Raw genomic sequence first — 25,371 nt, forward strand, 5'->3', positions numbered from 1 at the left:
TACACTCATCCCCACTTTACACACCCCATCAATAAGCATAAAATTATTCATGTTAGAAAATTCATCTGAAAAGAGGACTTATTTATGAAAAAACGTTTTTTGACGGCGGCTGCGCTTTCGACAGCCATGATTCTTGCTGCTTGCGGGAATGCTGAGGACAGCGAGGACAGCGACCAACGAAGCTCCGATGAGGAGGCCTTTACGATTGGTGTCATTCCAGCTCAGACCGAGGGCGAAATGGAAGGCGCGATGAACAAGCTTCAGGACATTTTGACTGAGGAGCTTGGCAGAGAAACGAAAATTGATGTGTATCCTGATTACAACGGCGTCGTGGAAGCAATGAATTATGATCAGATTGACATGGCGTATCTTGGACCGCTGACGTATGTCATTGCCCAGGAACGCAGTGATGCAAAAGCGATCATCACCCAGCTTGTGGACGGCGAGCCGTTTTATCATTCCTATATCATTACTCATACTGATGAGTCATACGAAACAATCGAAGATTTATTAAACGATCCGGCGGCAGTTGATTTTGCTTTTGGTGACCCCAACTCGACATCCGGCTCTCTGATTCCTTCTATTGAACTGCAGGATCGCGGTGTTTATGAGTCTGAGGACGACTATGATTTTAATACAGTCCGCTTTACAGGATCACACGATGCAACTGCGCTTGCTGTACAGAATAAACAGGTAACGGCCGGTGCGATTGACAGTGCGATTTATAATCAGCTGATTGAATCCGGTAAAATTGATGAATCCCAGCTGAAAGTCATCTGGGAATCGGAGCCGTTGTTCCAGTATCCTTGGGCTGTGACAGCAGGTACTGATGAAGAAACGATCCAGACCTTACAGGACGCCTTCCTTGCGATTGAAGATCCTGAAATCCTCGACGCATTTGGTGCATCAGGATTCACGGAAGCTACACCTGAAGACTATAACAGTATCCTGGATGCCGCTGAAAAACAGGGCATTTTAAATGAATAGAGCTGATCACCTTGTGGTTTAAAAAAAGACATCTTCTTTATGTTGCTGTTTTGACCGTATTGGTGACTATCAGTATGCGTATCACGGAATTTGATTTAGCCAAATTCCGTGATTTTCGCAATATGATTGATTTTCTAGGTCAATGGTTCCCGATGGATTTCTCCAGGCTTCCTCTCATGCTTGAAGATGCAGGTGAAACATTGGCGATGGCGTTTCTCGGGAGCTTTTTTGCGCTTTTAATCTCCCTTCCCATCAGCTTCCTGGCCGCTAAAAATACAGCGCCAACCGGATTTTTTCATGTGTGGCGCGTCGTCTTGAGCTTTATCCGCTCGGTTCCTGAGATTGTGATCGGTCTTATATTGCTGACGATGCTTGGTCTAGGGCCGTTTCCCGCTGTTATTGCGATCATGATTCATAACATCGGGGTGCTTGGAAAGCTGATCTCTGAATTAATCGAGGCGGCTGATCCCGGGCCTCAGGAAGCCATGGTGGCTGTGGGTGCAAGGAAATGGACCGCTCATTTCTTCAGCATTCTGCCACAAATCTGGCCTAATGTATTGTCACACTTTTTTTACCGTTTCGAAGTGGCGATCCGGACCTCTCTCGTGCTCGGATTTATCGGGGGCGGCGGGATCGGACAGCGTTTATTCAACGATTTTAAAACCTTTCAATACAGCTCAGTCGCACTTGACGTGCTCATTATCATGGTCATGGTGATCGCCATTGATTTTCTGACGAGCTATATTCGAAATCGAGTCATTTAAGGAGGCCCTGTATGATTCAGACACAACAGCTTTCAGTCCGCTATCCAAATACAGAAGCCCCTGCCCTGGCTGATGTCACCCTTTCTTTTTCTAAAGGGGAGTTCGTCTGTGTGCTCGGAAAAAGCGGTGCAGGTAAATCAACCTTTATCCGATGCCTGAATGGTCTGCAGCCGCCCACATCCGGAACTGTGCTGGTAAACGAAAAATCACTGTCTGATCTTTCAGGGACTAAAATCAGACAGGTTCGCCGCTCATCCGGTATGATTTTTCAGCACTTCAATCTCATTCCGCGACTATCTGTGATGCAAAATGTGCTGACCGGATCTTTTGGCTCCCGTTCTTCGTTAAAGAATCTGACAGGTGTTTTTTCAAAGCAGGAAATGGAACGGGCCCGCGAAATATTAAAAGAAGTCGGTTTATCAGATCTCGAGAAGCGCAAAGTGGAAAAGCTGTCCGGAGGTCAAAAACAGCGTGTCGGCATTGCCCGGGCACTGATGCAGGAGCCGGCTATTCTACTTGGAGATGAACCCGTTGCAAGCCTTGACCCCGGAACAGCTGATCAGATTTTCCGGCTGATTACACGCATGCATCGTTCTCTTGGTCTGTTAACGATCATCAACGTGCATGATGTTCAGCTTGCGAAACAGTACGCAGATCGGATCATTGCGTTAAAGGATGGTCACGTGATTTTTGATGGAGAACCGGAACAGTTTACACAGGAAGAATACGATCAAACTTATGCATAACAGGAGGTGATTGAGAATGAACAAACCTGATAGATGGATCGGTATCCTATTGGTGACGCTCGGTGCTACGTTTTGGGGTGTAGGCGGAACAGTAGCAAAAAGACTGTTTGAAACAGAGCAGATTCCGGTTGAATGGCTCGTTTCCGTGCGTCTGCTGTTAGCCGGCGCGCTGCTGCTGCTCATTGCCATGACAACGAAAAATAAAGCGAACGTCATCAGGATCTGGAGGGATCGATCAGCTGTCATTCAACTGGTAACCTTCAGTATTCTAGGGATGCTTGGCGTGCAGTATACGTATATGGCATCGATTGATCTCGGGAATGCTGCTGTCGCCACCCTTCTTCAATATCTGGCACCTGTGTTCATTCTCTCCTACCTGATTTTCAGGCGCATCAGCAGGTTTACAGGCCGCGATCTGATCGGGGTGTTATTGGCACTGTCAGGTACGTATCTGCTGCTGACAAACGGCTCTATTCAGACTTTATCTGTTCCTGCTGGTGCGATCATTTGGGGCGTGCTGTCCGGAGTGGCTCTTGCCTTTTACACCCTCTATGCCGGAGACCTTCTGGCTAAATGGGGGTCGCTCAACGTCATTGGCTGGGGTATGCTGATCGGCGGTGCAACGATGGCTTTGATCCATCCCCCGTGGGTGATTAATACGACAGGCTGGACCGGCCCTACACTAGTTTCACTCGGATTTGTGATTGTCTTTGGCACGATGCTTGCTTTTTGGTTTTACCTTGAAAGCCTGCGCTTTTTAAAGCCGCAGGAAACGAGCCTGCTCGGAAGTATTGAGCCGCTCGCTGCGATTGTCACTTCCGTGTTGTGGCTTCAGCTGACTTTTGGTTTATTTCAGGTCGCAGGAGCTGCTCTGATTATTCTGATGGTCATTTATTTATCTGTTGTGAAAGAAACACCTGCCACTGCTCAATCAGAACGAAAAACAGCTTGAGGAAAGGATGAAACCGATTGAAAACATTGTCATACTCTTTGCTTGATGTCTTTACCACAACGCCATTTGGAGGCAATCAGCTTGCTGTTTTTTATGAAGAACAGCCGCTGGATGATGTACAGATGCAGCAAATTGCCAGAGAACTGAATTTATCAGAAACTGTGTTTGTTCAGCCTCCATCAAACGGAAGCAATCAGAAGAAACTTCGTATTTTCACTCCTCAGATGGAGCTGCCGATGGCTGGTCATCCCACGATTGGCACGGCCTTTTTATTAGCTGATAAAGGGCTGATTGATGTAAAAGAGGGCGAAAACAGCTGGGTGCTCGAAGAGGGTGTCGGAGATATTCCGGTGACCGTCACGCAAAAAGACGGCACGATTACATCGGTTCAGATGCAGCAGCCAGTTCCGCAGTTTGGTTCAATTTTCGATAATCGTAAACTGGCAGCGGCACTACTTTCACTGTCAGAAGAGGATCTGAGTGATCATTTACACGTTCAGACTGTGTCATCCGGTGTACCGTTTCTCTTTATCCCAATCCGCTCACTGGAAGCCATGAAAAAAATCCAGTTCCGTACAGATGTATGGGAACAGCACTTCAGCATAAATGATGAAACGCAGCATATTTTCGCTTTTTCAACAGAAACTGAGCATGCTGACTCCCATGTTCACAGCAGAATGTTTGCACCTGCGATGGGGATTGCGGAGGACCCTGCTACAGGCGGGGCAAGCGGTCCACTCGGAGCCTATCTTGTAAAAAACGGTCTGGTACAGCCCGCAAGTAATCATCACTTCACGATGGTCAGCGAGCAGGGACTTGAAATGGGACGTCCGAGCTTCATTGAAATAGAGGTCAAAACAAATGGTCAAGAGATCGTTCAGGTGAAAATCGGAGGGCCTTCTATGATCGTCGGAGCGGGAGAACTATACGTATAGGAATAGCAAAAGAGCGGGGGTACCGCTCTTTTTTATGGTCTGTAAGGCAGCACCAGTGTTACCACAGTGCCCCCTTCCTCTCTATTTTTAATCTCAAAACGGCCAAAATGATTTTTCATGATATTATTGCACATTAAAAGACCCAAACCATTTCCATTCGTTTTGGTCGTATAAAACGGGTTTCCAAGCATGCGTAGATGTTCCTCCGGGATACCAGGCCCATTATCTTCCACATGGATAAAGATCTGATCCTCTTCCTGATATAGAGATAAATAGATCGTTCCTCCACGGTTCATGGCTTCAATCGCATTTTTCATCACATTGATCAGCACCTGCTTAATCTGATTCTCCTCGCAATCCGTCACAACAGTCGTTGATTTTTTCCACTCAATCTCAATGGCATGCAGCAGCAGTTCAGGCTGTAAAAACAACCATACCTGCTGCATCAGCTCATGTAAATTCGATTTCTTTAACGTGAGCGGCTTCGGTTTGGCAAGTGACATCAGTTCATTAACGGTCTGATCAATCCGGTTAATTTCTTCTTTTAGCAAATGAATATAGAGCTTCTTATCTGCTTCTTTTTCATTTTCAAGCAGCAGAGAAGTAAAGCCTTTTAGGGTAGTCAATGGATTTCTGATTTCATGGGCGATCCCTGCTGCAAGTTCACCAAGTGCAGAGAGCTTTTCACTTCTGAGCAGCAGCCCTTCTGAATGCTTAAGCTCTGTGATATTGTTGCCGATGCCGACATATCGGTAGCACGTACCCGCTTCATTTTTACAAGGAATAATCGTGCCGTGAATCCAAAATTCATGGCCGAATTTATCTTTATGCTTCAGCTCTCCTCTCCACACCTCTCCCTTATTCAACACAGAAAGAATCGTTTGAATGGAGCAGCGACGGTGATAGGTAAAGTCAAGCAGGCGATACGTCTCTCCAAGCAACTCATTTCTCTCATAATGTGATAATTCACATACAAGATCATTAACATATTGAACCTTTCCCGATTCATTAAAAATAACGATAAAAGACGATTCTGCAATCGCATCCTTTACTGTATTCAGCTCAGAAAGTGTTTGATTTAGATGCTGGTGAGTATTGAGAAGTTCATCTTCTTTTAATTTCCGCTTTGTAATATCTGTTCTGAACGTGATATAGCGTTCGGGAAGGCCGTCTTCGCCCAGAAAAGGAACGATCGTTGCGTGAACCCAGTAGAGCGTATGATCTTTTGCTACGAGCTCAAGCTCCCCTTCCCAGGTCCTGCCCTTAGAAACTTTCTCCCAGACCGAGGCCCTTAACGCATCGCTTGGTGGCGTTCTCCTGAGAAAATCATGCGTACGGCCTATAATCTCATCCTTATCATACTTAGAAACCTCACAAAAACGCTCATTCACATATATAATCCGGCAATCCCGGTCTGAAATCGACACCAGCAAATGCTGATCCAGTGCCGTCATGATCTGTATCACATCATTCATCGCAGAAATCATGGCGATTCTCCTACATTCGTTTTAACAAATTATAGTCCCTTTGAAAGATTTTGAAAAGTTAATTATTTCTTGGGGACGGAGCGGGTGTTCTTTTTTGCAAAAAGGAACACCCGCTCCGTCCCCTATTTCTTCATCCGCTCCAGATGCGCCATCCCCCACTCATGCATCGCGTGTAGAATCGGCTCAAGGGTTTTGCCGTATTCTGTCATGGAGTATTCGACTTTTGGCGGCACCTGCGGGTAGACTTCACGGTGGATGATGTCGTTTTCTTCGAGCTCACGCAGGTGCATGGTGAGCATGCGTTGTGTGATATCCGGGATTCTTCTTCTCAATTCATTGAATCGGAGTGTGTCTTCGGCCATCAGGTGCTGCAGGATAATGGGCTTCCATTTACCCACGATCATATCCAGAGCTGTGACAACCTGGCACTGGTTTGGATTTACAGGCGTTTTCATCGTATCACCTCATGCATAGTATCTTTTTTGATACTATACCACATTATTGTGCCTACTTATAAAAATTAGGGGTATATGAGACACTAGAAAGAGAAACCATTTAGAGGAGTTGTTGTTATCATGGCAGATCGTTTCAAACGTTCGGTTAAGGATCATTGGCGTGTCCAATATAATCAGTATGGTTATCCTCATGTGCAGCAGGGCTGGATTTTACCCCCTGATCGCAAGGAGGAATTTGATCCGTTCATTTTGATGGCGGATGATTGGTTTAAACGCGGTACTTTTTCTGATCACCCGCACCGCGGATTTCAGACTATTACCTATGTGGTCGATGGACGTCTGGAGCATATTGATAATCACGGCGGACACTCGGTGCTAGATGCCGGTGATGTTCAGTATATGAATGCAGGATGGGCAGCACGACACGGCGAGGAAGCGGTTGATGATGATCTGATTCACACGTTTCAACTCTGGCTCAACCTGCCACATGAACTGAGAACGACCACGACCTCTTATCAAAATGTGTATGTGGAGGACGCCCCTGTCGTCACATTTGAAGGTGGCAGCGTGCGCGTCTATTCAGGCGATATCGCAGGCGTTACCGGTCCGATGAAAAGTCTTGTTCCAATCACCATGACCGAAATTCATTTAAAAGCCGGGGCTGAATATAAACACGTCATTCCCGAAAACCATAATGCCTTTTTATACATGACAGCGGGCGAAATCGAAGTCGGCGAAGAACGCATTGCACTTGCCAAAACAGATGTGGCAACACTCACTTATGAAGAAGACGGCACAGAAGCAGAAAGTGAGCTCGTCATCCGCGCAAAAAGCCGCGCACGTCTCCTGCTATACTCAGGCGTTCCTTTAAAAGAGGAATACATCGCACAAGGTCCTTTTGTGATGAGCAATATGGAAGAAATCAAGCAGGCCTACCGCGACTTCCAGGAAGGTAAATTCGGCTCACCTGCAAGGAAATAAAACAGGGGGACGGAGCGCCTGTGTCTTTTCAGTCGCTCCGTCCCCCGTTTTCAAATAAACTCACTCATTTGACCACCAAATGAGTGAGTTTATTTGTTTTGAGTATGTTTTTGATATAATTTGAGTACAATGTCAGTCACGAGGTGAGGAAATGAGAGCATTCAATTACGATTTTCTTGAAGAACTTTCTTATCCAATGGAAACGTTACGATTAATTTCACGTATAAACGAGTACAAAGGAAAACAGGATTTATATATCAGGCAGGCTCCAGAGCTGCTAAATACCTTGAGAAGTGTTGCAGTGATTCAATCTACAAAAGCATCAAATGCGATTGAAGGAATCATTGTGACGGACAAACGGTTAAAAAGCATTATGGATAAAAGTACCGAACCTATGGATCGTTCTGAAGGAGAAATTGCTGGTTACCGCGATGTCCTCGACTTAATCCATTCATCTCATGAGGCGATTACCATTGAACCCAATGTTCTCTTACAGTTGCACCGAATGATATACAAGTATCTGTCATTTGAGGGTGGATCATGGAAAAACAGTGATAATGTTATTACTGAGACATTACCAACACGTGAAAAAAGAATTCGATTTCAGCCAACCTCAGCCTTTGAAACACCTAAAGCGATGGAAGAACTCTGTTTTGAATTCAAACTCAACCGTGGGAAAGATCATGTAGAACCGCTTATTCTGATTGCTGTTTTTGTACTCGATTTTCTTTGCATTCATCCATTCAACGATGGCAATGTTCGTATGGCAAGGCTATTGACACTTCTGCTTCTTTATCATTTTGGGTACGAAGTGGGACGATATATCAGCCTTGAAAAGATTATTGAGGATACGAAAGAAGGTTACTACGAATCACTTCGTATTTCATCTATGGACTGGCATGAAAATAAAAACAATATTTTCCCTTGGATTCATTATCTGCTTGGCACTATCATTGCTGCATACAAACAGCTGGAGGATCGTGTAGGGTTAGTAGAATCTAAAAAAGGCGGGAAAAGCGAGCGTGTAGAGCGCTTCATTGAAAATAAAATTGGTTTCTTTACAAAAGAAGATATAAAAAATGCCTGTCCTGATGTAAGTGAATCCACCATAACACGTGTACTTCAGCAACTAAAAAGCAATAATAGAATCGAAATTTCTGAGCATGGACGTAATGCAAAATGGAGAAAAACATAACATTAATTAAATAAACTCACTCATTTAACCATCAAATGAGTGAGTTTATTTGTTTTGAGTATGTTTTTGACGTAGTTTTAGGATGCATTTCATGAAAAAACCACAGCTCTATGAACTGTGGCGAAAATGAATCAGGCAGTTTGAGCCCCTTTTTTCTTTTCTGTCTGGTCAATAATTTTTGTACCAACGAGATCTCCTGTGATGTTCAGCATGGTTGCACCCATTCCGACGAGTGCGTCAATCGCTGTTAGCAGTGCAACGGCTTCCATCGGGAGTCCGAGCTGGGCAAAGACTGTCGCGATCATGACAATTCCTGCTCCCGGCACACCCGCGGTTCCGATCGAAGCAAGTGTTCCAACGAGCACGACCATCAGCATCTCAGTCAGACCGAGTGGCTCTCCTACCACGTTTGCCGCAAAGACAGCGGATACCGCGATACGAATCGCCGCGCCATCCATGTTAATGGTCGCACCAAGTGGCAGGCTGAAGCCGTATAAGCTTTTAGAAACGCCAAGGTTTTTAGCCGCATTCAGTGTAATCGGGAGTGTCCCTGAACTGCTTTGCGTCACAAAAGCAGTCAGCATCGGCGTGCGCGCCTGAGAGAAAAACGCTTTTGGACTGATCTTAAAGGCCAGCATCAGCAGAATGTAAATCACGATTTGAACCGCAATTCCCACATACAGCACGGCTACCACATTTCCAAGCTCAAGAAGCGTATTCAGCCCCTGGCTTCCTACTGTATTCGCAACAATCGCAAAGACACCGATCGGTACATACTGCAAAATGCCTTTCATAATCGTAAGCGTGGCTTCGTTCAGGCCATTCGCTACATTATATACCTGCTCCCCAAGCGCCTGGTGCTCAGAGGATGAGCGCAGGTAAGAAATCGCAATGCCGAACACAATCGCTGTGAAAATGATCCCGAGCAGATTATATTCAGAAAAAGCCGTCACGATATTAGATGGCACAATGTTCAACAGAACACTGATCACACCCGGATTTTCAGGCGCTTCAAATGTTTCGTTTGGCAAAGAGAGCCCTGTTCCCGGTGAGAAAATCGTCGCGACCGTCAAGCCGACAACAATCGCAAACGCAGAGGTCGCGGTATAATACAGGAACGTTTTCCCGCCCATCCGTCCAAGCGAGCTGAGCTGCGTCTGGTTCACCCCTACAATTAATGTAAATAAAATTAATGGCAAAATCAGAAAGTTTAACAGGTTTAACAAAAGATCCCCGAGCGGTGTTAATGCCGAAGCACTTTCACCGAAAACAAGCCCGGTCACGACACCAAGCACAAGCGCAACCGTAATCTTCAGAATGAGTGAGGTCTTCAAGTACCCTTTCCACAATTTCTTCATGCCAATCCCTCCTTTTTCAGTTCTGTATCGAAATTGCTCATTACGAAAGCAATTTATTCAGATTCATTTGGTCGGGATTAACCGTATAACAGAACTGTTCGGAAGTCAAAAGAGTTGCTCTTCAGAAAAAACTTTATAATTCACGGATGCGGACTTCACGTTCACCATCCTTGATGCCGTCCCACTCCACATGGATTTCAAAGGTGCCCTCTTGAAAAAAATATGGGATCCGGCGGCGCACTGAATCCTGCATGGGAAGTGACGAGAGATCCTTTTTATCCACCCACACGAGTTCACCCTCCGGCGGTTGCGCCAGCAGTTCTCCTTCAAAATCATCCGTCAAATAATGAAAAATCATATAACGATCCTGTTTTTGCGGATTGACATACTCATATAACCCTTTATAGATCATGCTATTGATTGCAAGCCCGGTTTCCTCTTTAACCTCCCGAATCGCACTATCCGAAAAGCTCTCAGGAAAATCAACCTTCCCACCAGGCGGAATAAACCCCTGAAAATCACCATGCTGACGGTCAATCATCAGAACCTTATCATCCTTTTCAATCATACACATCGTCCAAAACTTAATATTCACAGCTGCTCCCCCTAAAGATGTCTTCTACCTACTATTCTTCTAAAAAGGAGGAAAACCTTCTTGGGAGGAGAATTACTAACTTATAAATATCCAAGGAGTGTTAACATGATACAAAACATTGGACAAATCGGCATACCCGTACAAGATATTGAAAGAGCAGTCGATTTTTATCAGAACAAACTAAATTTGAACCTGCTTTTTCAAACAGATTCAATGGCCTTTTTTGAAACCGGCGGCATTCGGCTGATGCTGACATTGCCGGAAAACGAAACGTTTGACCACCCCGGATCAGTCGTTTACTTTAATGTAAATGATATTCATGAAGCGAGCAGCACTCATCAGAAGCGAGGTATCACTTTTATCAGTGCCCCCCATCTGATCGCTAAAATGGACACAACAGAAACCTGGATGTCCTTTTTTCATGATACGGAAGGAAATACGCATGCTTTGATGAGTGAAGTCGAACAAAGTCAGTAAGGGAGGAGATTATATGTCAGCATTACTGGCATTTATCAAGGAAAATCAATCCAGTGCTGAACTTCTTCAACTCAAGGAGTCCACCCACTCCGTTGAAGAAGCCGCACAAGCTGTTCAAGCCAGCACTGAACAGCTTGTGAAAAATATTTGTATGATCAGTGAGGACGACGAACTGATTGTCGCCATTGTCAAAGGAGAAGATCGCGCAAGCACAAGCAGAGTAAGCAAAGCCTTAAACATTCCACGCCCACGCCTCGCAAACGAACACGAAATCATCGATAAATCCGGATTCCCGGCTGGCGGCGTGCCCTCCTTTGGCTTTGAAGCAACCTTTCTGATTGACCCTAAAGTCATGGAAACTCCTGTCGTCTATACAGGAGGCGGCACAGCGCAGTCGCTTATTAAAATACCTTCTGAAGAACTGCTGCGTTTAAGCAGGGGACAGATTGTCAGAGTGAGAAGATAATAACAGGGGGACGGAGCGGGTGTGCCTTTTTTGCACACCCGCTCCGTCCCCTTGTGTTATACATCCGACACCCTTTGCTTCTTCTCTCTTACAACAACTACCTCTGACACTTTTAACAGCACCTTGACTAATAGATACCCAACAAGCGCACCTGCTCCATTCAATATCACATCATCAATATCAAACTGACCGGTCATGGTAAAAAACTGGGTCAGTTCGATCAGCAGTGACAATCCCGCACCCATCAAAAGCATTTTCCACCAGTTACGGCATTTCTTATAAAGGATTGGCAGAAACAGCCCGAGTGGAAGAAAGATTAAGAGATTACCAAGGGTATTATGTAAAATAATATTTGAATTAAAATACTCTGATCCGTTTAAATACATCGTAATATTGCGAAACGGCGTCAGATTCATGTTATGTTGCCAGACCTCAGCGCTCCAAAAAGATTCGGCATTTTCCGGCCAAAAGAAATAGAGTCTTGTTGCTTCTCCAAATGCAACTCTCTCTATTAAACGAATAAACAGCAGGTTGGCCAGCACAATAAAACTGTAAAAAGTAAAAGCGCTCAAAATCAACAGTCTCAGCGGTTTATAAAAAGGAGACATCACGCTTTGCAGGCCCTTTTTCAGTTCTTTTTCATGGCCGAAGATGTGAATGGCTTTTTCAGCAGCTTCTGTATCAGAACAACCTTCCTCTAAAAATTCTTCCTTCAATAAAAGCAAATGACCAAGCATCTCCTCACAAATGTCTTCTTTCTCTTCCGATGAACAATGCAACTCATCTGTGATCTCCCACACATACTCTTCAAGCCTCTGATCCACGCAAGTCCCTCCTCACCGTTTTAATTAAAGCCGTGATTTTATCCCATTCGCTCTGCTTTCGCTCTAGCTCCTCCTGCCCATTCAATGTGATTCTGTAATACTTCCTGCGCGGTCCTGGTTCCACTTCACGCCAGTAAGACTCCATCCATCCTTTTTTCTCAAGCCGCTTCAAAGCCGGGTAAAGCGTTCCCTCACCCATTTCATAAAGATCCTCACTGCTCACTTTAAGCGACTTCACCATTTCATACCCATACATATCCTGCCTGCTCACCAGCGATAAAAGCAAAATATCAATGCTGCCCTTCATGATTTCCTTATCCATTTACAAACCACCTGTTCCAAAATTTATCTTTTTAAAATCGTAACACTATGTACATCGTATTACAAGGTAAAAAAGAAACAGAGGGACGGAGCGCCCGTTCAAAAAAGAAACAGGCGCTCCGTCCCCTAGTACACACTGTCACACGTGCCACCGATCGGCTCATAAAAACAGTGATTTTTAAATTGTCCTGTAAACGGCTGGTTATACCAGGTTGACGGGCATGGTCCGTACGGGTTGAAGTACCAGAGGGCAAATCTTGCAGGATGGTCGGTCCAGTAATCCAATGCTTTTTTGGCAAGCTGCTTTTCTTTTTCGCGGGCACGGTGATAAAAAAGGTTGCCCTTTTGAACCGCTTCAAAGGAGTAATTATTACCCTGTATCTGGAAAATGACATCATGCACATTCCGGACATCCCTGAAATCCAGACAGTCCACTCTTACACGATTCACAATCACATTTCCCACATACAGCATGCCCTGTGCACCTTCGCCCTCTGCCTCTGCTCTCATCATCCTCGCCATCAAGTCAACATCTGAATCCTTATATTGAATTCTAGGCATCGTCTCACCCCTCTATATCGTATGAGAAGGGGTGAAAATGGTGACTGAGGGACAGAGCACACAAAAAGGAACACCCGCTCCGTCCCCCTCTACTCTTTAAAACGTATGGCTTCCTTTAACCACTCCGCATCTTCCTGACTGATCCACCTGTATTCATCATCAAATCCAAACCAGGCACCATCCTCTTCAAACCAGACAGGCATGATCGTCAAGGCTGTATGATGCTTCGGATTTCGTACTTCTATGATGACATCATGCTCCCCCAGATCAGCCGGTGCTTCCATCACTTGACTGAACATCATGATTTGCTGAAGGTTGTCAACTGTATTCAGATCCTCACGATCCGTAAACGAATGTCTGATGACTGTCTCCTCTTTCCTTTCTTCGTGCGGATAACCAATCAAAACCTCACGTACAGGCTCATCATACATCGTTTTTGCCACTGCAAAGCCTCCAGTAAAAATCAGACCTATCGCAGCGGCTATGCTTAGCACAAAATAAAATCGCTTCATTTTTCATCACCGATCCCTTCTCTTATATAAAGGATTCGGTTTTTTAAATGGAAATTCCTTCTTTTTTGTAAACAAAGGGACACAGTTTCCAGAAAGGAACACCCGCTCCGTCCCCTAAACCCGTGCTCTGTAAACCAGCATCAGCATCAAAAACGAAATCCCAACCATACACGCTACCCACATCCACGCGAGTTCCATATTACCGGAGTCCATGGCGACGTAGATGGCGAGTGGGGCTGTCTGGGTGACGCCGGGGATGTTGCCGGCGAACATGAGTGTCGCGCCGAATTCTCCGAGTGCGCGGGCAAAGCTCAGGATGCCGCCGGAGATAATCGCCTTGATTGCGAGTGGTGTAGAGACTGATAGAAAGACGCGGAATTCACCTGCTCCATCCACTCTTGCGGCATCTTCAATATCGCCATCTATTGACTCAAAGCCCGTTTTCGCGGACTGATACATTAAAGGAAAAGCAACCACAATAGCCGCAATGACTGCTGCCCACCAGGTAAAAATGACCGGCTGGTTAAAGAGCCACTCAATCGCCTGTCCTGCCCAGCCATTTCGCCCAAACCAGACGATCAGTAAAAATCCGACGACAGTTGGCGGCAATACGAGTGGCAATAAAAATACTGTCTCAACAAGCGCTTTCCCTCTGAATGAACGCCCAGCCATCAACCTGCCAGCCAAAATACCGGTGATGATGACCACCATACTTGCAACAACCGCCACCTCCAAGGATAAACGCAGTGGTTCCCAGAATTGTGCTGTCATCATGGCGTCAGCCCTTTAAATCCGTATTCCTCAAAGACAGCAAGTGCTTCTTCACTCTTCAAATAGTCATAAAACAACCTGGCTGCCTCTGACTCCTTCACAATCCCGAGCGGATAGACAATTGGCGCATGAAGTTCAGAATCCAATTCCTCCACCACCGTCACATCCTCCGAGCTCATCGCATCTGTCTGATACACGATCCCGGCATCCACATTTCCCGTTTCTACATATGTAAGTACCTGTCGCACGTCTTTGGCATAAACCATCTTTCCCTCAACCGTTTCCCATAAGTCCAGCGCTTCCAATGCCTCTTTTGCATATTGCCCGGCCGGAACTGATTCTGGCGTACCTATTGAAATCCGCACCGTTTCCGGCAATTCCTCCAGTGCGGAAACCTCCTGCTCATTTGGAGTGATCAGCACTAAGGAATTTCCTAATAGATCTACCTCAGAAGAAATCAAACCCTCCTCCGATAAACGATCAAACGGCTCCTCGGCTGCCGAGAAAAACAGATCTACCGGAGCCCCCTGAGAAATTTGCTGGCTTAAGGATCCCGAGCTGCCAATATTGAATTGAATCTTAATATCCGGATTATCCTGTTCAAAATCTGATTGAATCTCTTCCAGTGCATCCTGCAGACTCGCAGCCGCTGATATGGTCAGCTCTGTTTTTGCTGTATCTGACTGCTCCGATTGCGAACAGCCGGCAAGCAGGAAAGCACCTATTATCCACCATTTTTTCATCCGTCAAATCCTCTCAAACAGTCTGTTCATTTCATTATATCGAACTCCCATTTAAAAAGAATCCCTTTATTCGCGCCCGTATGTTGCCGTATGATAAAAGAAAAGTTAAGATGAGGGAATGGATTTCAACCGCTGTTTTTGTGAAATAAACTGTACAGGAAGTGATCAGCTTGCGTATTAATAAATTTATCAGTGAATCAGGAAAGGCGTCACGCCGCGCTGCGGACCGCCTTGTAGAAGAAGGAAAAGTGAAGATCAACGGCAAAATCGCCAAAATTGGTGCCCAGGTGGAGCCAGGCGACGAAGTCATGGTTAACGGTCAGACGATCCGCCTCGCCCGCAACAATGTCTACATCGCGCTCAACAAGCCGGTCGGCATCACCTGCACGTCTGAAAAAGGTGTGAAAGGTAACATTATTGACCTTGTGAACCATCCACTACGCATTTCGCATGTGGGCCGTCTTGATAAAGAGTCTGAAGGTCTGATTCTTCTAACAAATGACGGGGACATCATTAACGAAATTCTCCGCCCGGAAAACGAGCACGAAAAAGAATACGTCGTGTCAGTGGATAAACCGATCACACCGGAATTTGTGAAGCAGATGTCTGAAGGCGTCAAGATTTTAGGTACCAAAACAAAGCCTTGTAAGGTTGTTGAGCTCTCTAAATTTGAGTTTCAAATCACCCTCACACAAGGTCTTAACCGCCAGATCCGCCGCATGTGTGAAGCGCTCGGCTACGAAGTATACCGCCTGCAGCGCACGCGCATCATGAATATTCACCTGAACAACCTGCCAGTCGGACAGTGGCGTGACCTTTCGAAAAAAGAGCGCACACAGCTATTCAGAGAGCTGGATTATGAACCAAGGGAATGGTGATGTGCGTTTTTGAGGAGGATGGATGGGGTTCGCAGGATACCGGCCGTAGTTCGCAGAATTAGCGCCGTCTTTCGCAAAATAACGTCTAGGGTTCGCATAATTCCAGCCCACGTTCGAAAGATTTCACCAGCGTTTCGCAAAATCGTGACATTTCACCCACCATCATCTCCTACATGAAAAAAGCCTTTGTCTCCCCGGGACAAAGGCTTTTTCATTATCGTCGATCCGTACTATCCACCGTCTCATACGCGGTTTTCACTGTTGGCATAATGGCCTGATACAGCCTGTGATAGGTCATCAGGTTGTTTACACTTTCAATCGCTTCCTGCTGATGGTTCGCCTCGTACAACAGATGATCGTTTTTACGTATCATCTTTTTATCTTCCATGCCAAGGCCAAACAGCATAACTTGAAGCTTTTTCTCTTCATCCCACTGATCCCATTTCTCAGTTTCAAGCTTTGGGTAGTCACGGTCAACCGATTCCCACTTCTGCTTAACCGCTGCTCCTTTTAGCGTTAAAGGTCGGTAGAAATACGCATAACCGATTGCGACAAGTGTAAATAGGAATGACAGCAGAAAATGCCACGGCAGACCGTTAGCCGGAAATAAAATGAGAAACGGCAGCATCGCAAGTCCAGTCAGGGCAATTCCGGCGCGATGCATTAAGGCTTCCTTAAATAGACCGCCTTCCTGGATCAATTCATCCTTTATCAGCTCTTTCCACACGTTATCGTCATGCCGGAAAAGATTATGCTGGTCTTCATAAAGCGTATACAACGATAAATCCGTCATCCTGAAGTCAGTACCCGAGCCCATTTTTTTAAATAACCAGTCAACCAGCTTTTGTTCATGCTTTTTCAATCCGGACTCATTAACAAGTCTGAAGTGGCCTTCTTCTATTTCCTCCACATTTCCTTTCCGGATCAGCTCAAGAAGTGCAACACCCATCGTTTCATCCGGAAATTCGTGTCTGGTCAGTCTTGTATTCATAAAGTAAAGCAATGCCGGCATCGTCACCTCCGGCTGTGTTCCCTGCTGCTCCATTTCCTCCCGAACCATTCGGGCATTGCGCCAGCTTTTCCAAATTCGCCAAATCAAAAACAGACCATACAAAAGAACAATTGGCAGACCAATCATACCGAATAATCGGCTTCTTTCTTCCCCGGCGACAATTTCCTCCTCAATCCCGCGAAGCGCTTCAATTAATTCAGGACGCAATTCTCCATTTCCCGGATCTGCCGGCTGACCGAATGTTTCAGCGTCCCATGCTACACGGATATCTCCATCCCGGTTGGACGGAACCTTACCGTAGTAAAACTCGACAGCACCGCCCTCCATCACGGACTCTTTCCCATACGCTTCATCATACCCGAAAGCAATGCCCTCTTCTGCCGGTTCGAACGGCCAGACCTGAATCGTTAAATCTTCAAAATCTGTCGGATTGGACGCATCGAAAAAGCCCCAGTGAAACTGCGCCAGGTCCTCATAAAAATCTACACCGTCTACAATGGTATAGACAATTTGAATCGTGAGAATCTCATCCTGACCACTGCGCTGGATCGAGTACGTATTGCCGTCCTTCACTACATTCAGCTCAGAGCCATTTTCTGCTGCCCTGACATTCTCAATAGTCTTTCCATCTCTTACAGGCAGCGTTCGTGTAATTTCATTGAATGCCCCCTCAAATTCATATGTATGTGTTTCTCTGACTTCAACATTTCCATTCTCCGCAGCATATGCTTCAATCAGAGATTCTTCGATCCACACCGTTGCCGCTTTTGTCGGTGCAGGCTGGATAAAAAACGAACTGATTACGATCAATATCATGATTTTTGAAAATCTATTCATCTATTACACCCGCTTTCTTATGTAAGAATACGGCAAAACACGCCACTTGTTTCATTATAATTCTCTTTCTTGTAAAAATAAGTTAAATGTACCATTAGTCAGTACACTTTTTAGGACAAAACTGCTATATAACCTGCACAATATCGTAAGAATTTTAATCAAATCAGCCTTGCTGTCTGAAGCCTTCCCCTGTTAAACTAGACAGAACGTTTTTGGAAAGAGGTGGCAGGTAAATGCTTCAGGCACTCATCATCTTTGTCGCACAGCTGATTTTTGTTCCGGTTTTAACCTTACGAACCATTATGATGGTTAAAGGTATGAAGGAAAAAGCAGCAGCCATGGGAATCTTAGAAGGGTTTATTTACGTGATTGCTTTAGGGATTGTATTTAGTGATCTATCAAACTATTTAAATATGGTCGCCTACGCGCTCGGCTTCGGAATCGGGGTTTACCTCGGTCAGATTCTCGAACAGCGTCTGGCAATAGGCTTTGTATCGATTGAAGTCAATATTATGAGTAAAAATGAGGATTTAATAAAGAATTTAAGAGATGAAGGATTCAGCGTTTCCACCTCAGAGGTTGAAGGAATGAACCAGGCACGCCGCTACAGACTGGATTGTACCGCACGCCGTGATCGCGAGCGTGAGTTTATCGACATTGTGAGTCAGTACGAACCGAGCGCCTTCATCGTATCTTATGAGCCGCGAAACTTTAAAGGCGGTTACATCACAAAAGCCATGCGGCGAAACAGGAAGAAAGCGAGCCAGATACAAAAAGGTTAATAATAGACCGGTCACCTTTCTGTTGCTGGGAAGATGACCGGTTTTTTTCTTCAGTTTAATGACCTCGAATCAGGCGGGACTTTTCTCACTGAACTGACGAACTTGTTTGCGAAGCTTACAAAAGTGGCCGCTGAACTCACAAACCCGGTGTTCAACCTCACGAATGCCACGGCTAACCTCACGAACTCTTCCGCTAACCTTACATACACAAATTAAAAAGAGGCCTGGACAACCGTCCAGGCCTCTTCCTCTAAATTTGCGGCGTTAAGGCACGCTCCACAACGTGTTCCTTTGAAAAGGATCCTTATCCGACTTACGCAAACGAGCTCATCGCATGAAGTCTACATTAAAGGAATAAAGGGATGATGTCAATTAATTCTTCCTTCTTCTTTGAGTATTTCTACAAATGCATCTACAATTGTGGGATCATAGTGACTTCCTGAAAGTTTGACGAGTTCATCTACTGCTGTTTGAACACTCAGTGCCTTGCGGTAAGCCCTGTCTTCGGTCATTGCATCAAATGTATCACTTACTGCAATAATTCTGGCTTCAAGTACAATGTCATCACCAGATAACCCGTATGGATAGCCCGATCCATTCAGCCGTTCATGATGCTGTAAAATAATTGTTGAAATGCCCTCAAAATAAAGACTTTTTACCATTTCAGCGCCATCAATAGGATGCCTCATAATAAGGGCAAACTCTTCTTCTGTCAGTCGGCCCGGCTTTAGCAGGACTTCCTCAGGGGTGTTTATTTTCCCTACATCATGCAGAACCGAAGAAATATATAAGTTCTCGAGCTGTACTTTTGCCAGCTTCAATTTTCTCGCTATTTTTACTGCATACATGGCTACACGGTTATTATGCTGGTACGTATAACGATCTTTTTTCTCCACCATTTCAACCATATTTTTCAATGTCTGGAACTCGGCACTTAACTCATGAAAAGTTGGTTCTGTCACAACCCAGAGCATCGTCACATCGGTTCTGGCCCGGAAATGGACAGGCTCTTCAAGATCGCTCGAAATAAAATAGTCATGAGGATCCAGGATAACGGTTTCTCCATATACCTCACCTGTAATTTCACCGGCGAGCAAATAATAAAACTCCATGACATTCGAATGCTCAGAGGGGTAGACGTAAAATAGGCTGCCTTGTGTGATATGCTGCACCATGATTTCAGTTCCGTCACCACGTGCTAAAAGGTTAATATCAAAACTGTTTGAGATAAACTGTTCAATATATTCATCCTTTTTCTTGATCACAAAAGACATATGTATCACCCCCACTTAATGTATAGCAAAAAGAGCGGAATCATTATTCATCCACTCTCTTCACCAATTGCGATTTTCTACTGCAGCAGCAATTTATTAGTCACAGCAAGGAACAACACGTATTGGGTCAATCCATACATCACGATCACCAAAGCGCACCAGAATCCACTCGCACTCAGCTTCAACGCCGAGCTCAGCGGCTTTTTCAATAGCATCTGCTGTCATGTCAAATGTCTTGTTATATACTTTATCGACGATTTGATCCAGTTGTTTATTATATTTTTCAGTTAACTTGATGTATTCTTCACTGCTTGCATCAAGGCCTTCGACAGAAGTGAGATAGTCAGCGTACAGTTTATCTGATTTTTCAACCGCTTTATCAATTTCATCCGCAATCTTAGCATTTGTTTTTTCAATCAGCTCATATGCTTTCGCCTCATCAGAAGATGATGTGTCTGATGCAAAAGCACCCGTTCCAAGTCCAAAGAATAAAACGGCACTAAACAGAATGGTCAGGAATTTTTTCATTTATGTTTTCCTCCTCGTTTGCATATATATTCATATCCACTGAATAACCACACACTCCAATATGCTCCAGGGAGGTCAAAACAGCTGATTTTAATACAAAATACGAGATTGTACTCTTAAAAGAAGCCTTACATCTATTCTTTCCTATGAATATCGTATTAAGATTATTATACTAACAGCTGAGACCAAAATCCAGAAGAATATACAGGAGTAAAGACACATTTTCATTTACTTTCTGTGTACCCTATTGTCGGATCTCTAATCTTCAATAAAAATGAAAGCCATGTTCTTTTCTTTAATATCGTTCTATATAAAGAACATTTTGTGCACGGTTGACTGACTTGATCTGCTATTTCGATCATTCTCACAGATTCGCACTCCTTTCTTACGACCGATTCTGATCAATATAGCCAGAAAAGATCATTTTTTTCTCCCTTTATAGAGAATAACATGTTCTTAATAAAGAATAAAGTGTTTTTTCCAAAAAAAAGAACACTCCGATATATTTAACAATACCAGAGAGTCCTCAACGCTGATGTTACTGTGCTTTTTTCAATTCAACTGACGGTAATTCTTTTTTACTTAAAACAGACCAGTAGGTAAACATTCGAATCGTTTTTTCAAAAGGACCCTGGCTGAATATAGAGACCATCCACAAGCTCGCTGCCCATTGACATGCGATAATCACAATTGATAATAAAATCCCTGTGAATATGCCAAGCTGAGTGAAGTAACCAAGTCCAAACCCGTAGAAAATCATCACACAGATCAGCGACTGCATCAGGTAGTTGGTAAGAGATAATCGTCCAATAGCCGCAAAACCTTTTACAAACAATGAATCATTTTGGTCCATAAGCAGGCAGAAAAGTGCCATGTATCCAAATGCCAGAACCGGACCTCCCAGCATATATACAGAACTGCTGATATTCAGCTCTGTTGCAAAATAGGCAAAACCTTTTAGTAAAACCCCAACGGGCACCAGCCAAACAGCTGTCCGCCTGACTGTTTCTTTGTATAAATAGAGTCTGCTGAACAGGTTGATTTTAGCTGCAGCCATTCCGTATAAAAACATCGGTAATATCATAAATGGCGCAAGTAGCAGAATAAAAAAGAAGAGCCCTGTTTCCATTACAAATGGGTCCTCTGTTGTCCGATGGTGCATGATCTCAGAGTATGTACCGTTTTGATAAATATGGTTTGTGTCTGCAATATATTGTGTGAGTTTTACTTTTTCTTCTTCTGTAACCGCAAATTCCTGTCCTCCGTATGTAACAGCAGAGGTTAAAACCAATAAAACCGTCGCCCAGATCAGTAACGTTTTCACTTTTCTTCTAACAAAAAAGAAGAGAACAAAGCCGGTCGCTCCATACATAAAAAGGATGTCTCCTTCCCATACAAACTGGGAATGGATGACGCCAAGAACAATAAGGAATACCATACGTCTGATCAGATGACGCTTACGTTTTAATCCCTTCTTCCTTAAACTCTCTACCATTTTAATGATTCCATAGCCAAACAAAAAAGCAAAAATCGGCATAAAGCTCGTTTCAACAAATATTTTCAGAAAGGCCAGTGCGCCTTTATCAATCCATGATGACGGCTCCAGTTCATCCTTACCGAACACACCATACAGAAATATCAGCATGTTCGCTAATAAAATGCCAAATAAACTTAGTCCCCTTAATGCATCTACAACCGCAATTCTTTTTGTCATACTGTATCTCCCCTTTATTCGTTCTTTCTTTTACGCTTCATAAAGTGGAAAGGATTCAAAAAATTGGTTGCGTTCTGATAGCAATACGGAAATGCTAATTCAACCATCCAAATTCGAACCCCCCTCTTTCTCAGCGTATAATAGATTTATTAGCAGTAAGGAGTTGTTCGATATGAGTATTCAAGAGCTGGGTTATGAATTTGATCCTTATTCATATCTTCTTTTTGTTCCGGTTGGACGCCGGTACTCCACCATTCGTTCTATCGGTCATAAAGAGGAGCGGGCAGTGCTTTCACGCATTCAGCAGTCAGCTTCTGAAGCATTAAGCAAGCTAACGTCCGAACAAAGAAAGCAGCTGTCACAGTTTGTCGGAACAGACGAGCCGATGATTCCAATACCCGTTTATAAGCAGGAGCATATTTATCCGATGCTTGTCCGTCCGGAAATGTTTTTGTGGACAACCCATTCCCTTCAGCGAGGGCTGCCGATCGATCATGAACTATTTTACGAAAAAACGTATAGTAAACTGTCAGCAGAACAGCTGGATGAACATATCAGACAGGTCGTGCGTGATTATGTATTTTGCGCCCATCTTCATCAGCAGGAACGCAGTCAATGGATTGATAGGATCGCTGCCGCCTTTAAGACGCATCCATTTATCGAGCTGGCTGAGTCGAAAGAGCCGATTGTCAATGCCGTTGAGACCATGAACCGGTCATCGCTTCTTGCGGTATTAAAGTATCCCGAAGATATCGCTTTCTGGCGTCACCGGGTAGAGATTGTCATGAGACCATACCGCCAGATTCCGGGAGCATGGCGCTGGGATGTGTGTAATCATGCGAAGGAATTAAGGATTCTTGATGAAACGCAATCCCTGCAGTGCGAATGTCCAATTTGTCAGTTTCAAATCACGTATGATGTTGAGAAAAATGAAGTGATCCTGCCAGAGGAACCGATCATGGAACGGACCGTAAAACGGATTGCAACCATTGAGCGGCAATTTAATGAGATTGCTGACCAAAGCAAAAATGTCATCGAATCACTTCAGGAATTGCAAACAATAAAGGAACAACTAAAGAAACATGCACCATTGCTTGAGGAGATTCTTGATCTGCAAAACGAGCTTGAGGAAGAGAACGACATGGAACTGATCAGATGTTATAAAGCGCTTAAAGAGATCCAGCTGCCAAAAGAGCACATCACGCCAGAACTGTTAAGTCTCGCAAAAGTCACCTTAAAAGATGTTGCCGTGCTAAAAGAATCCAGGAAGTGGGCCGGCATTGACTTCAGGGACGCAGAAGCGCAGTTCCACGATCTCAAGACTCATTTAATAGCACTGCAGGCAGAAAGACAGCCGAAGCCCGGAGATATTATTTTTGAAACAAATGGATTTCAACTGACCCGTGCAGAAGCCGAAAAAGTAGAGTATTTTACCAAACAAACCGATCTGACTTTATCGTTTCACATTCTGTCACAGGTTTTAAAAGGAGAACCTACAAACAAAATCCGGACTTTACAGCTTCATGAAGCATCGATTTTTGGTCTATTAAGATCGTGGCCGGAAAAATATATAACGAAAGCGGTCAAATATATTCTCCATTAAAAAAAGCGGTCTCCCTGAATGTTCAGGGCAGACCGCTTTTCGTTAGGCATTGGTCGAAACTTTTTCTTTCACAATCAGCTTTAAAGTGTCTGCTGTTTTAGCATTTAACTCGCGGATCAGATCCGGATTGTCTGACAGTGTCAGACCGTAAGAAGGGATCATCTCCCTAATCTTCGGTTCCCACTCTCCGATCTGGTCAGGGAAGCAGCGTTCGAGTACTTCAAGCATGACAGAAACGGATGTTGACGCACCAGGTGAAGCACCTAGCAATGCAGCAATGGAGCCGTCTTCTGAGCTGATGACCTCTGTTCCGAACTGAAGGGTGCCTTTTCCAGCTTCCGTGTCTTTAATTACCTGCACACGTTGACCGGCTACAACCAGCTCCCAGTCCTCACTGTTTGCCTCAGGAACGAATTCACGAAGTGCTTCCATGCGCTTTTCCTTTGAAAGCAGGACCTGTTCAATCAGGTATTTTGTCAGCGGAATATTTTTCACCCCTGCTGAAACCATCGTAACGAGGTTATCCGGTTTTACAGATGTAATTAAATCCATATTTGATCCGGTTTTCAGGAATTTTGGAGAGAAGCCTGCAAAAGGTCCGAAAAACAGGGATGCCTGATTGTCGATAAATCGTGTATCTAGGTGTGGCACGGACATTGGCGGTGCGCCAACCGGTGCTTTTCCGTACACTTTTGCATAATGCTGCTCGACAATTTCCGGTTTTTTGCATACTAAAAACAGTCCGCTGACAGGGAAACCGCCGACGGATTTACCTTCCTTCACGCCTGATTTCTGAAGGAGGTGCAGACTTCCACCACCGGCTCCAATGAAAACAAACTTCGCTTTATGATACTCAAGACGCTCATTTTTCAGATCACGAATTTTCAGCTCCCATGAACCGTCCTCCGAACGCTTCATATCATCCACCTGATGCTCATAGTGAACACCGACACCCTGACTTTCAAGATGCTCAAATAATTTACGTGTTAACGCACCAAAATTCACATCCGTGCCTGAATCTATTTTAGTGGCCGCCATCGGCTGATCAACTGTACGACCCTTCATGATCAGTGGAATCCATTCCTTCAGCTGATCAGGATCATCCGAATATTCCATCCCTTCAAATAAAGGATGGTCTGAAAGCGCTTTAAATCGGTTGTTCAAAAAATGAACGTCTTTCTCACCCTGCACGAGGCTCATATGTGGTAATGGCATGATAAATTCCTGCGGATTGTTAAGAAGCCCGCTGTCCACAAGATGGGACCAGAACTGCTTAGAAACCTGAAATTCCTCGTTAACCTTCACTGCTTTTGAAATATCAATCGAGCCATCCGGCTTTTCATTTGTGTAATTCAGTTCACATAAAGAAGAGTGCCCTGTACCTGCATTATTCCATTCATTTGAGCTTTCCTCGCCCGCCCCGCTCAAACGCTCAAACACGGAAATGTTCCACTCCGGCTTCAGCTCCTTCAGCAAGGCTCCAAGCGTCGCACTCATAATACCGGCACCAATTAAAATAACGTCTGTCTGCTGATGTCTGTTACTCATGTTTACCGCCCTTATCTTTTGAAATTTTGCAAAAAATGAAGCGACAGCTGCCCTTCATCTCTTTC

26 protein-coding genes and 1 pseudogene are annotated in these 25,371 nt (G+C 44.6%); 12 read left to right on the plus strand and 15 right to left on the minus strand.

All coding sequences use genetic code 11. From position 1 onward, the window contains the following. The first annotated feature begins 84 nt into the window (after positions 1–84). Genes phnD through H7968_RS03875 form a run of 5 tightly spaced genes read left to right on the plus strand, consistent with a single transcriptional unit; the run spans position 85 to position 4,384 of the window. Positions 85–987: a phosphate/phosphite/phosphonate ABC transporter substrate-binding protein gene (gene phnD, locus H7968_RS03855; protein WP_227394912.1), complete on the plus strand. Its 903-nt coding sequence runs from the start codon at positions 85–87 to the stop codon at positions 985–987. Positions 988–998: 11 nt separating this feature from the next. Then, on the plus strand, positions 999–1,751 hold the full coding sequence (gene phnE, locus H7968_RS03860; RefSeq protein ID WP_227394913.1) for a phosphonate ABC transporter, permease protein PhnE: 753 nt from the start codon (positions 999–1,001) through the stop codon (positions 1,749–1,751). An 11-nt stretch (positions 1,752–1,762) separates the two neighbouring features. Further along, complete coding sequence (gene phnC / locus H7968_RS03865) at positions 1,763–2,497, plus strand: phosphonate ABC transporter ATP-binding protein (protein WP_227394914.1); 735 nt, start codon at positions 1,763–1,765, stop codon at positions 2,495–2,497. A 16-nt stretch (positions 2,498–2,513) separates the two neighbouring features. Next, positions 2,514–3,449 carry an EamA family transporter gene (locus H7968_RS03870; protein ID WP_227394915.1) on the plus strand — a complete coding sequence of 312 codons (936 nt, stop codon included), beginning with the start codon at positions 2,514–2,516 and terminating at the stop codon, positions 3,447–3,449. Between the two features lie 17 nt (positions 3,450–3,466). Continuing rightward, entirely contained in the window at positions 3,467–4,384 is a 918-nt protein-coding gene (locus H7968_RS03875) for a PhzF family phenazine biosynthesis protein (RefSeq protein WP_227394916.1), read from the plus strand. 32 nt (positions 4,385–4,416) lie between these two features. Here the strand turns inward: H7968_RS03875 and H7968_RS03880 are convergent, their stop codons facing one another. Next, positions 4,417–5,871: a PAS domain-containing protein gene (locus H7968_RS03880; RefSeq protein WP_227394917.1), complete on the minus strand. Its 1,455-nt coding sequence runs from the start codon at positions 5,869–5,871 to the stop codon at positions 4,417–4,419. Between the two features lie 122 nt (positions 5,872–5,993). Continuing rightward, positions 5,994–6,326, minus strand: coding sequence for a winged helix-turn-helix transcriptional regulator (locus H7968_RS03885; protein WP_227394918.1), 333 nt, complete (start codon positions 6,324–6,326; stop codon positions 5,994–5,996). A gap of 120 nt (positions 6,327–6,446) precedes the next feature. Between H7968_RS03885 and H7968_RS03890 the strand changes: the two genes are divergently transcribed. Together H7968_RS03890 and H7968_RS03895 are read left to right on the plus strand one after the other, a co-directional pair. Then, positions 6,447–7,307 carry a pirin family protein gene (locus H7968_RS03890; protein WP_227394919.1) on the plus strand — a complete coding sequence of 287 codons (861 nt, stop codon included), beginning with the start codon at positions 6,447–6,449 and terminating at the stop codon, positions 7,305–7,307. 151 nt (positions 7,308–7,458) lie between these two features. Further along, on the plus strand, positions 7,459–8,502 hold the full coding sequence (locus tag H7968_RS03895; RefSeq protein ID WP_227394920.1) for a Fic family protein: 1,044 nt from the start codon (positions 7,459–7,461) through the stop codon (positions 8,500–8,502). Between the two features lie 131 nt (positions 8,503–8,633). On the opposite strand, the gene H7968_RS03900 is transcribed toward H7968_RS03895, so the two are convergent. Further along, positions 8,634–9,860, minus strand: a complete 1,227-nt coding sequence (locus H7968_RS03900) for a dicarboxylate/amino acid:cation symporter (protein WP_227394921.1) — start codon at positions 9,858–9,860, stop codon at positions 8,634–8,636. Between the two features lie 133 nt (positions 9,861–9,993). Further along, positions 9,994–10,434: an 8-oxo-dGTP diphosphatase gene (locus H7968_RS03905; RefSeq protein WP_227395084.1), complete on the minus strand. Its 441-nt coding sequence runs from the start codon at positions 10,432–10,434 to the stop codon at positions 9,994–9,996. A 126-nt stretch (positions 10,435–10,560) separates the two neighbouring features. Here H7968_RS03905 and H7968_RS03910 point away from each other — a divergent pair, with 126 nt between their 5' ends. Together H7968_RS03910 and H7968_RS03915 are read left to right on the plus strand one after the other, a co-directional pair. After that, positions 10,561–10,932 carry a VOC family protein gene (locus tag H7968_RS03910; RefSeq protein WP_227394922.1) on the plus strand — a complete coding sequence of 124 codons (372 nt, stop codon included), beginning with the start codon at positions 10,561–10,563 and terminating at the stop codon, positions 10,930–10,932. A gap of 13 nt (positions 10,933–10,945) precedes the next feature. After that, on the plus strand, positions 10,946–11,398 hold the full coding sequence (locus tag H7968_RS03915; RefSeq protein ID WP_227394923.1) for an aminoacyl-tRNA deacylase: 453 nt from the start codon (positions 10,946–10,948) through the stop codon (positions 11,396–11,398). Positions 11,399–11,454: 56 nt separating this feature from the next. Here the strand turns inward: H7968_RS03915 and H7968_RS03920 are convergent, their stop codons facing one another. The 6 genes from H7968_RS03920 to modA form a co-directional block, all read right to left on the minus strand. Continuing rightward, positions 11,455–12,222, minus strand: coding sequence for a VanZ family protein (locus tag H7968_RS03920; protein ID WP_227394924.1), 768 nt, complete (start codon positions 12,220–12,222; stop codon positions 11,455–11,457). After that, positions 12,206–12,544, minus strand: a complete 339-nt coding sequence (locus H7968_RS03925) for a PadR family transcriptional regulator (protein WP_227394925.1) — start codon at positions 12,542–12,544, stop codon at positions 12,206–12,208. The genes H7968_RS03920 and H7968_RS03925 overlap by 17 nt, the downstream gene beginning before the upstream one ends. Before the next feature lie 125 nt (positions 12,545–12,669). Further along, positions 12,670–13,104 carry a cell wall hydrolase gene (locus tag H7968_RS03930; RefSeq protein ID WP_227394926.1) on the minus strand — a complete coding sequence of 145 codons (435 nt, stop codon included), beginning with the start codon at positions 13,102–13,104 and terminating at the stop codon, positions 12,670–12,672. A gap of 89 nt (positions 13,105–13,193) precedes the next feature. Beyond that, positions 13,194–13,547, minus strand: a complete 354-nt coding sequence (locus tag H7968_RS03935; protein ID WP_227394927.1) for a hypothetical protein — start codon at positions 13,545–13,547, stop codon at positions 13,194–13,196. Between the two features lie 183 nt (positions 13,548–13,730). Further along, positions 13,731–14,387: a molybdate ABC transporter permease subunit gene (gene modB / locus H7968_RS03940; protein WP_227395085.1), complete on the minus strand. Its 657-nt coding sequence runs from the start codon at positions 14,385–14,387 to the stop codon at positions 13,731–13,733. Continuing rightward, the gene (gene modA / locus H7968_RS03945) at positions 14,387–15,130 is read right to left on the minus strand and encodes a molybdate ABC transporter substrate-binding protein (protein WP_227394928.1); all 744 of its coding nucleotides are present in this window, start codon (positions 15,128–15,130) and stop codon (positions 14,387–14,389) included. The genes modB and modA overlap by 1 nt, the downstream gene beginning before the upstream one ends. 161 nt (positions 15,131–15,291) lie before the next feature. On the opposite strand from modA, the gene rluF reads away from it, so the two are divergent. Beyond that, positions 15,292–16,008 (plus strand): 23S rRNA pseudouridine(2604) synthase RluF, encoded by a 717-nt coding sequence (gene rluF, locus H7968_RS03950; protein ID WP_227394929.1) that lies wholly within the window; start codon positions 15,292–15,294, stop codon positions 16,006–16,008. 214 nt (positions 16,009–16,222) lie between these two features. On the opposite strand, the gene H7968_RS03955 is transcribed toward rluF, so the two are convergent. Beyond that, complete coding sequence (locus H7968_RS03955; protein WP_227394930.1) at positions 16,223–17,857, minus strand: DUF2207 domain-containing protein; 1,635 nt, start codon at positions 17,855–17,857, stop codon at positions 16,223–16,225. Between the two features lie 233 nt (positions 17,858–18,090). Here H7968_RS03955 and H7968_RS03960 point away from each other — a divergent pair, with 233 nt between their 5' ends. After that, positions 18,091–18,639: a DUF2179 domain-containing protein gene (locus tag H7968_RS03960; protein ID WP_227394931.1), complete on the plus strand. Its 549-nt coding sequence runs from the start codon at positions 18,091–18,093 to the stop codon at positions 18,637–18,639. A 368-nt stretch (positions 18,640–19,007) separates the two neighbouring features. On the opposite strand, the gene H7968_RS03965 is transcribed toward H7968_RS03960, so the two are convergent. The 3 genes from H7968_RS03965 to H7968_RS03975 all read right to left on the minus strand — a co-directional run bounded on the left by H7968_RS03965 (position 19,008) and on the right by H7968_RS03975 (position 22,155). Next, the gene (locus H7968_RS03965; RefSeq protein WP_227394932.1) at positions 19,008–19,913 is read right to left on the minus strand and encodes an HD domain-containing phosphohydrolase; all 906 of its coding nucleotides are present in this window, start codon (positions 19,911–19,913) and stop codon (positions 19,008–19,010) included. Between the two features lie 96 nt (positions 19,914–20,009). Then, complete coding sequence (locus tag H7968_RS03970; protein WP_227394933.1) at positions 20,010–20,441, minus strand: hypothetical protein; 432 nt, start codon at positions 20,439–20,441, stop codon at positions 20,010–20,012. A gap of 538 nt (positions 20,442–20,979) precedes the next feature. Further along, entirely contained in the window at positions 20,980–22,155 is a 1,176-nt protein-coding gene (locus tag H7968_RS03975) for a DUF418 domain-containing protein (protein ID WP_227394934.1), read from the minus strand. A gap of 172 nt (positions 22,156–22,327) precedes the next feature. Between H7968_RS03975 and H7968_RS03980 the strand changes: the two genes are divergently transcribed. Beyond that, positions 22,328–23,758: an RQC-minor-2 family DNA-binding protein gene (locus tag H7968_RS03980; RefSeq protein ID WP_227394935.1), complete on the plus strand. Its 1,431-nt coding sequence runs from the start codon at positions 22,328–22,330 to the stop codon at positions 23,756–23,758. 42 nt (positions 23,759–23,800) lie between these two features. Here the strand turns inward: H7968_RS03980 and H7968_RS03985 are convergent. Beyond that, positions 23,801–25,330 (minus strand): annotated as a pseudogene (locus H7968_RS03985) (malate:quinone oxidoreductase); the annotation flags it as partial. Positions 25,331–25,371 lie beyond the last annotated feature (41 nt).

The sequence above is a fragment of the Jeotgalibacillus aurantiacus genome, assembly GCF_020595125.1.
Classification (GTDB): Bacteria; Bacillota; Bacilli; order Bacillales; family Jeotgalibacillaceae; genus Jeotgalibacillus; species Jeotgalibacillus aurantiacus.

Coding starts and splice junctions, on each gene's coding strand:
- H7968_RS03880 (WP_227394917.1), bottom strand. CDS start 5,871: ATGATTTCTGCGATGAATGATGTGATACAGATCATGACGGCACTGGAT.
- H7968_RS03930 (WP_227394926.1), bottom strand. CDS start 13,104: ATGCCTAGAATTCAATATAAGGATTCAGATGTTGACTTGATGGCGAGG.
- H7968_RS03965 (WP_227394932.1), bottom strand. CDS start 19,913: ATGTCTTTTGTGATCAAGAAAAAGGATGAATATATTGAACAGTTTATC.
- modB (WP_227395085.1), bottom strand. CDS start 14,387: ATGACAGCACAATTCTGGGAACCACTGCGTTTATCCTTGGAGGTGGCG.
- H7968_RS03910 (WP_227394922.1), top strand. CDS start 10,561: ATGATACAAAACATTGGACAAATCGGCATACCCGTACAAGATATTGAA.
- H7968_RS03890 (WP_227394919.1), top strand. CDS start 6,447: ATGGCAGATCGTTTCAAACGTTCGGTTAAGGATCATTGGCGTGTCCAA.
- H7968_RS03960 (WP_227394931.1), top strand. CDS start 18,091: ATGCTTCAGGCACTCATCATCTTTGTCGCACAGCTGATTTTTGTTCCG.
- H7968_RS03975 (WP_227394934.1), bottom strand. CDS start 22,155: ATGACAAAAAGAATTGCGGTTGTAGATGCATTAAGGGGACTAAGTTTA.
- H7968_RS03895 (WP_227394920.1), top strand. CDS start 7,459: ATGAGAGCATTCAATTACGATTTTCTTGAAGAACTTTCTTATCCAATG.
- H7968_RS03900 (WP_227394921.1), bottom strand. CDS start 9,860: ATGAAGAAATTGTGGAAAGGGTACTTGAAGACCTCACTCATTCTGAAG.
- H7968_RS03970 (WP_227394933.1), bottom strand. CDS start 20,441: ATGAAAAAATTCCTGACCATTCTGTTTAGTGCCGTTTTATTCTTTGGA.
- H7968_RS03980 (WP_227394935.1), top strand. CDS start 22,328: ATGAGTATTCAAGAGCTGGGTTATGAATTTGATCCTTATTCATATCTT.
- H7968_RS03955 (WP_227394930.1), bottom strand. CDS start 17,857: ATGAATAGATTTTCAAAAATCATGATATTGATCGTAATCAGTTCGTTT.
- H7968_RS03905 (WP_227395084.1), bottom strand. CDS start 10,434: ATGTGTATGATTGAAAAGGATGATAAGGTTCTGATGATTGACCGTCAG.
- modA (WP_227394928.1), bottom strand. CDS start 15,130: ATGAAAAAATGGTGGATAATAGGTGCTTTCCTGCTTGCCGGCTGTTCG.
- H7968_RS03885 (WP_227394918.1), bottom strand. CDS start 6,326: ATGAAAACGCCTGTAAATCCAAACCAGTGCCAGGTTGTCACAGCTCTG.
- phnC (WP_227394914.1), top strand. CDS start 1,763: ATGATTCAGACACAACAGCTTTCAGTCCGCTATCCAAATACAGAAGCC.
- H7968_RS03915 (WP_227394923.1), top strand. CDS start 10,946: ATGTCAGCATTACTGGCATTTATCAAGGAAAATCAATCCAGTGCTGAA.
- H7968_RS03925 (WP_227394925.1), bottom strand. CDS start 12,544: ATGGATAAGGAAATCATGAAGGGCAGCATTGATATTTTGCTTTTATCG.
- phnD (WP_227394912.1), top strand. CDS start 85: ATGAAAAAACGTTTTTTGACGGCGGCTGCGCTTTCGACAGCCATGATT.
- H7968_RS03870 (WP_227394915.1), top strand. CDS start 2,514: ATGAACAAACCTGATAGATGGATCGGTATCCTATTGGTGACGCTCGGT.